At 59.2% G+C, this 5114-nt stretch carries 5 protein-coding genes and 1 tRNA gene; 4 read left to right on the forward strand and 2 right to left on the reverse strand.

Annotated elements, in window-relative coordinates; all coding sequences use genetic code 11:
* The 3 genes from AC6RA8_RS21030 to AC6RA8_RS21040 all read left to right on the forward strand — a co-directional run.
* A partial coding sequence (locus tag AC6RA8_RS21030; RefSeq protein ID WP_500355586.1) for a cytochrome b occupies positions 1 to 1007 on the forward strand: 1007 nt, incomplete at its 5' end.
* A gap of 13 nt (positions 1008 to 1020) precedes the next feature.
* On the forward strand, positions 1021 to 1809 hold the full coding sequence (locus AC6RA8_RS21035) for a cytochrome c1 (protein ID WP_500355588.1): 789 nt from the start codon (positions 1021 to 1023) through the stop codon (positions 1807 to 1809).
* Positions 1810 to 1936: 127 nt separating this feature from the next.
* Entirely contained in the window at positions 1937 to 2305 is a 369-nt protein-coding gene (locus AC6RA8_RS21040; RefSeq protein WP_500355590.1) for a DUF1304 domain-containing protein, read from the forward strand.
* Here AC6RA8_RS21040 and mtaB read toward each other — a convergent pair.
* Complete coding sequence (gene mtaB, locus AC6RA8_RS21045) at positions 2302 to 3549, reverse strand: tRNA (N(6)-L-threonylcarbamoyladenosine(37)-C(2))-methylthiotransferase MtaB (RefSeq protein ID WP_500355592.1); 1248 nt, start codon at positions 3547 to 3549, stop codon at positions 2302 to 2304. The two genes, AC6RA8_RS21040 and mtaB, sit on opposite strands and share 4 nt — an antisense overlap.
* Positions 3546 to 4376: a diaminopimelate epimerase gene (gene dapF / locus AC6RA8_RS21050; protein ID WP_500355595.1), complete on the reverse strand. Its 831-nt coding sequence runs from the start codon at positions 4374 to 4376 to the stop codon at positions 3546 to 3548. Before dapF ends, mtaB begins: the two co-directional genes overlap by 4 nt.
* A gap of 106 nt (positions 4377 to 4482) precedes the next feature.
* On the opposite strand from dapF, the gene AC6RA8_RS21055 reads away from it, so the two are divergent.
* Positions 4483 to 4558: transfer RNA gene (locus tag AC6RA8_RS21055), tRNA-Lys, on the forward strand.
* Positions 4559 to 5114 lie beyond the last annotated feature (556 nt).

Here is a 5114-nt window from a genome sequence, read left to right on the forward strand (position 1 = left end):
GCGGTCTCTACTACGGGTCCTACAAGGCCCCGCGCGAGATCACGTGGATCATCGGTATGCTCATTTACCTGCTGATGATGGGGACTGCGTTCATGGGTTACGTGCTGCCTTGGGGACAGATGTCCTTCTGGGGTGCGACCGTGATCACCGGCCTGTTTGGTGCGATCCCGTTCATCGGTGATGCGCTGCAAACGTGGCTTTTGGGCGGGCCTGCCGTGGACAATGCCACGCTGAACCGCTTCTTCTCGCTGCATTATCTGCTGCCCTTCGTGATCGCCGGTCTGGTGATCGTGCACATCTGGGCCTTCCACACCACGGGCAACAACAACCCGACCGGTGTTGAAGTGCGCCGGACGTCGAAGGAAGAAGCCGAGAAAGACACGCTGCCCTTCTGGCCTTACTTCGTGATCAAGGACCTGTTCGCGCTGGCGGTCATCCTGGTGGTGTTCTTTGCCATCGTGGGCTTCATGCCGAACTACCTGGGCCACCCCGATAACTACATCGAGGCGAACCCGCTGGCGACGCCTGCGCACATCGTGCCGGAATGGTACTTCCTGCCGTTCTACGCGATCTTGCGTGCCTTTGACGGCGACGTCTGGGTGGTGATCATCGCTTCGACCCTGACGGGCGGCATCATCGACGCCAAGTTCTTTGGTGTGATCGCGATGTTCGGTGCGATTGCCGTGATGGCGCTGGCACCGTGGCTCGACACTTCGTCAGTGCGCTCGGGTCGCTACCGTCCGATGTTCAAATGGTGGTTCTGGCTGCTGGTTGTCGACTTCTTTGTGCTGATGTGGGTGGGCGCGATGCCGGCCGAGGGGATTTACCCGTACATCGCGCTCTTGGGTTCGACCTACTGGTTCGCGTACTTCCTGGTGATCCTGCCTCTGCTCGGCGTGATCGAGAAGCCGGACGCGCAGCCTACGACCATCGAAGAAGACTTTGCCGCCAAGGCGAGCAAGGGCGAGGCCGGTTCGGCAGCGCCTTCCGCTCAGCCCGCGGAATAAGGAGAGACTGCAGATGTTGAAGAAACTTGCAGCAAGCATGGTGGCGGCGTTCGCGCTGACCACCGGAGCCTTCGCCGCTGGCGGTGCCGGTCATGTCGAGGATGTCGACTTTTCCTTTGACGGTCCGTTTGGATCCTTCGACCAGAACCAGCTGCAGCGCGGCCTGCAAATCTATACCGAGGTCTGTGCATCCTGCCACGGTCTGCAATACGTGCCGATCCGGACGTTGAGCGATGATGGTGGCCCCGGCCTGCCCGAAGATCAGGTGCGCGCCTATGCCGAGTTCTACGAAGTGTTCGACTCGGAGATCGATGATTTCCGTGCCGCGCGTCCTTCGGACAACTTCCCCGGTTCGGCCCTTGAAAACGCACCTGACCTGAGCTTGATGGCCAAAGCCCGTGCCGGTTTCCACGGTCCTTATGGCCTGGGCATCAATCAGTTGTTCAAGGGTATTGGCGGTGCCGAATACATCGTGGCCCTGCTGAACGGCTACACCGGTGAAGAAAAGGAAGAGGCAGGCGCCGTTCTGTACGAGAACAAGGCGTTCCCTGGTGGTTGGATCGCGATGGCTCCGCCGCTGTGGGGCGACGATGTCGAGTTTGCTGATGGGCATTCCACCGACCTGCATCACTTGTCCGAGGATGTTGCAGCCTTCCTGATGTGGACGGCGGAACCCAAGATGATGGCACGCAAGCAGGCTGGCTTTGTCGGCGTGATCTTCCTGACCATCCTGTCGGTCATGCTGTACCTGACCAACAAGCGTCTGTGGGCACCGGTCAAGGCAAGCTACAAGAAGAAGTAATTCCTCTTATCGCGAATAATGAAAGCCCCGCCTGTTGGTGGGGCTTTTTTCGTTTGTGCAGAATTCCCTTGATCGCGACCAGTGAGTCCTCGCAGGTTTCATCCATCATTTTTTGGTAGGAGGGCACATGTCCGCGATTTCAAAAGGCCTCGTCGCGCTGGTGGCGCTTGCGCATGTCTATTTCTGCTATGTTGAGATGTTTGCGTGGGAGACGCGCGGCCCTGAGGTGTTTACCTTCTTGGCGCCGGAGTTGTTCGCCCCCACGAAGGATTTGGCGGCCAATCAGGGGCTATACAATCTATTTCTGGCGGGTGGATTGATCTGGGCGCTGTTTGTGCCCTCGGCTCAATGGCAGCGCAATATCGCGATTTACTTTCTGCTATGTGTTCTGGCCGCTGGTTTGTACGGCGCGCTGACCTTGCCGCTGACCCTGTATGCTCAGGCGATCCCGGCGGCGGTGACGTTGCTGAGCTTGTTTGTTGGTCGCAGGGCCTAGGCCACGAGCTGATTGTCCCGCGTGCCGGAAATGCGCGCCGTAACGATTTGGCCCTCGGTTTGCGGCGTGTCGAACTGTACTTCTGTGAATTGTTCAGTTCGGCCCATATGCGGGTTTTCCATCAGGATGTGATGGGTTTTACCCTGCTGGGCTGCGAGGTGTTTGGTCACCTGTGCGCTCCCCGCGGTGCGCAGGCGTGCTGCCCGGTCCTTGATCGCTTTACCGTTCACTTGTGGCATCCGCGCGGCGGGTGTGCCGGGGCGGTGCGAGTAGGGGAAGACGTGCAGCCATGTGAGGTCGCATTCTTCCACCAGCTTGAGTGAGTTTTCGAACATCGCTTCGGTCTCGGTCGGGAAGCCCGCGATGATGTCCGCGCCAAAGGTCATGTCAGGTCGAAGCTTGCGCGCCTCTTGCGCAAAGCGGATGGCATCGTCGCGCAGGTGGCGACGTTTCATGCGTTTCAGGATCAGGTCATCGCCGTGCTGTAGCGACAGGTGCAAGTGGGGCATCAGCCGCGGTTCGGTGGCGATGGCCTGCATCAGCGCATCGTCCACCTCGATCGAGTCGATGGAGCTGATGCGCAAGCGTCGCAGGTCGGGCACCAGTTTGAGGATGCGCATCACCAAGTCGCCAAGTTGCGGCTCTCCGGGCAAGTCAGCGCCCCATGAGGTCAGATCGACGCCGGTCAGGACCACTTCGTTGAAACCCCGGTCCACCAGCCGCTTGATTTGGTCCACCACGACGCCTGCCGGGACCGAGCGGGAGTTGCCGCGCCCATAGGGGATGATGCAGAAGGTACAGCGGTGATCGCAGCCGTTCTGGACCTGCACATAGGCGCGGCTGCGGGTGCCAAACCCGTCAATCAGGTGTCCGGCGGTTTCCGTGACCGACATGATGTCGTCGACTTGCACCGGTTCGGTACCGAAGTCGCCTGCGAGCCCGGCCCAGGTTTGCGCCTGCATCTTTTCGGTGTTGCCGATGACCGCGTCCACCTCGTCCATGTTGGCGAAGGTGTCGGGTGCCGTTTGTGCGGCGCAGCCGGTGACGACTAACTTGGCATCCGGGTGGGTGCGGCGCAGTTTGCGTATGTCCTGCCGCGCCTTGCGCACTGCCTCGGCCGTGACCGCGCAGGTGTTGACCACAACGGCGTTCTCAACACCCGCTTGGGCGGCGAGTTCCTCCATCGCCTTGGTCTCGTAGGCGTTTAGGCGGCAGCCGTGATTGGAGAAGACAGGCTCGGTCATAGGCTTTGCAGGAACTCTGCCGTCAATGTGCCGTCGAATACGTGTGCCGTGGGGCCGGACATCCAGACGCCATCGTCGCGCCAGTCGATGTGCAGGGTTCCGCCGTCGAGGTCGATCTGGACCGTGCGCCCTGTCAGCCCGCGCCGTGCCGCTGCCACTGCCGTTGCGCAAGAGGACGATCCCGACGCCAAAGTAATCCCGGTCCCCCGTTCCCAGACGCGCATGCGTATGTGGTCGAGTCCGACAACCTCGGCGAACTGTACATTGGTGCGCTCTGGAAAGAGGGTGTGATGTTCGATCTTGGGGCCGATTGTGGCGAGGTCGACTGCCAAAACGTCATCGACGAAGAAGGTACAATGCGGGTTGCCCATACCGGTGCCAACCGGATCGCCCTCAATGGGAAGCGCCAGCGTGTCCACGTCCTTTGCCAAGGGGATGTCCTGCCAGCCGAGTTGTGGATGGCCCATGTTGACCTCCGTTGTCCCGTCAGTGTTGCGCACCGCACTAAGCGCGCCGCGCCCGGTGACATGGATTTCCAGGTGATCTGCGGCGCGTTGCGCAAGCTCGCGTGCAGCGATGCATCGGGTTGCGTTGCCACAAGCCGCTGATTGTGAGCCATCCGCGTTGTAAAAGGTGATGGTTAGGTCGGTCCCGTCAGTGATCAGCGCAAGCTGATCGAACCCTACGCCGCGATGCCTGTCCGCCAACGCACGCACCAGCGATTCCGTCAGGTCAACAGGCGTGTCGCGACCGTCGATCACGACAAAGTCGTTACCCGCCCCGTGCATTTTCATGAAGGGCCAATGAGAGGTCGCCGTATCCACCATGCGGCGCGTATAACGCCCGGGTTTTTGGGAATCCAGTATGTCGCAGAAAAACATCTGAGAATCGGCTTGACCCTTTGGCCGACCCTTTCTAGATAGGCCGCCTAGTGGGCCGTTAGCTCAGTTGGTAGAGCAACTGACTTTTAATCAGTGGGTCGCAGGTTCGAACCCTGCACGGCTCACCACTGACATCAATTGTGACGACTCGTGATGTTTGATCATTCTGGTCATGTTTTTAGTCATTCTAAGCACTAAGTTTGATCACTCGTCGGTTTCAGTGTGTTGGCTGGCGGAAATGCCTGGCAACAGCCAGAAAGTGCGCAATCGCCTCTAGCCTGCCATTAACCAAGGGGACACATCGCTGAGATGGCGCCTGTTGATCCTGCCATACGCTGCGACTGGAAAATCTCGGCGTAAGCGAAATCACAGTCTGTGGGACAGACCTGCCGCTCAATTTCTCACTCTGAATGAGCGCTTTACTCGCTTCGCGAATCCGGCAAGAAGCACCAAGGCTGATAAGCGGTCCTTCGCTGCAAGCCCATCATAAGGCCTCAACTTTCCAAAACCGAACGTTGTGGCGCTCGATCTTGAATAGAAGATGCCCCGATTGAGCATGTGTATCGTAAGCAAAAGAGAATCTAGCCCATATTTGGCACACAAGTGAGTGTTTGGATCTCTAACCTGAGCCTGTCCTTCCCCCTTAAAACTGGGCCAGTACACTGGGCCCAGAAGGTGGACATT

This window comes from Tateyamaria sp. (genome assembly GCF_059783535.1).

Excerpts from the sequence above, each read along its gene's own strand:
- AC6RA8_RS21035 (WP_500355588.1), top strand. The coding sequence starts at position 1,021 with ATGTTGAAGAAACTTGCAGCAAGCATGGTGGCGGCGTTCGCGCTGACC.
- AC6RA8_RS21040 (WP_500355590.1), top strand. The coding sequence starts at position 1,937 with ATGTCCGCGATTTCAAAAGGCCTCGTCGCGCTGGTGGCGCTTGCGCAT.
- mtaB (WP_500355592.1), bottom strand. The coding sequence starts at position 3,549 with ATGACCGAGCCTGTCTTCTCCAATCACGGCTGCCGCCTAAACGCCTAC.
- dapF (WP_500355595.1), bottom strand. The coding sequence starts at position 4,376 with ATGGTGGATACGGCGACCTCTCATTGGCCCTTCATGAAAATGCACGGG.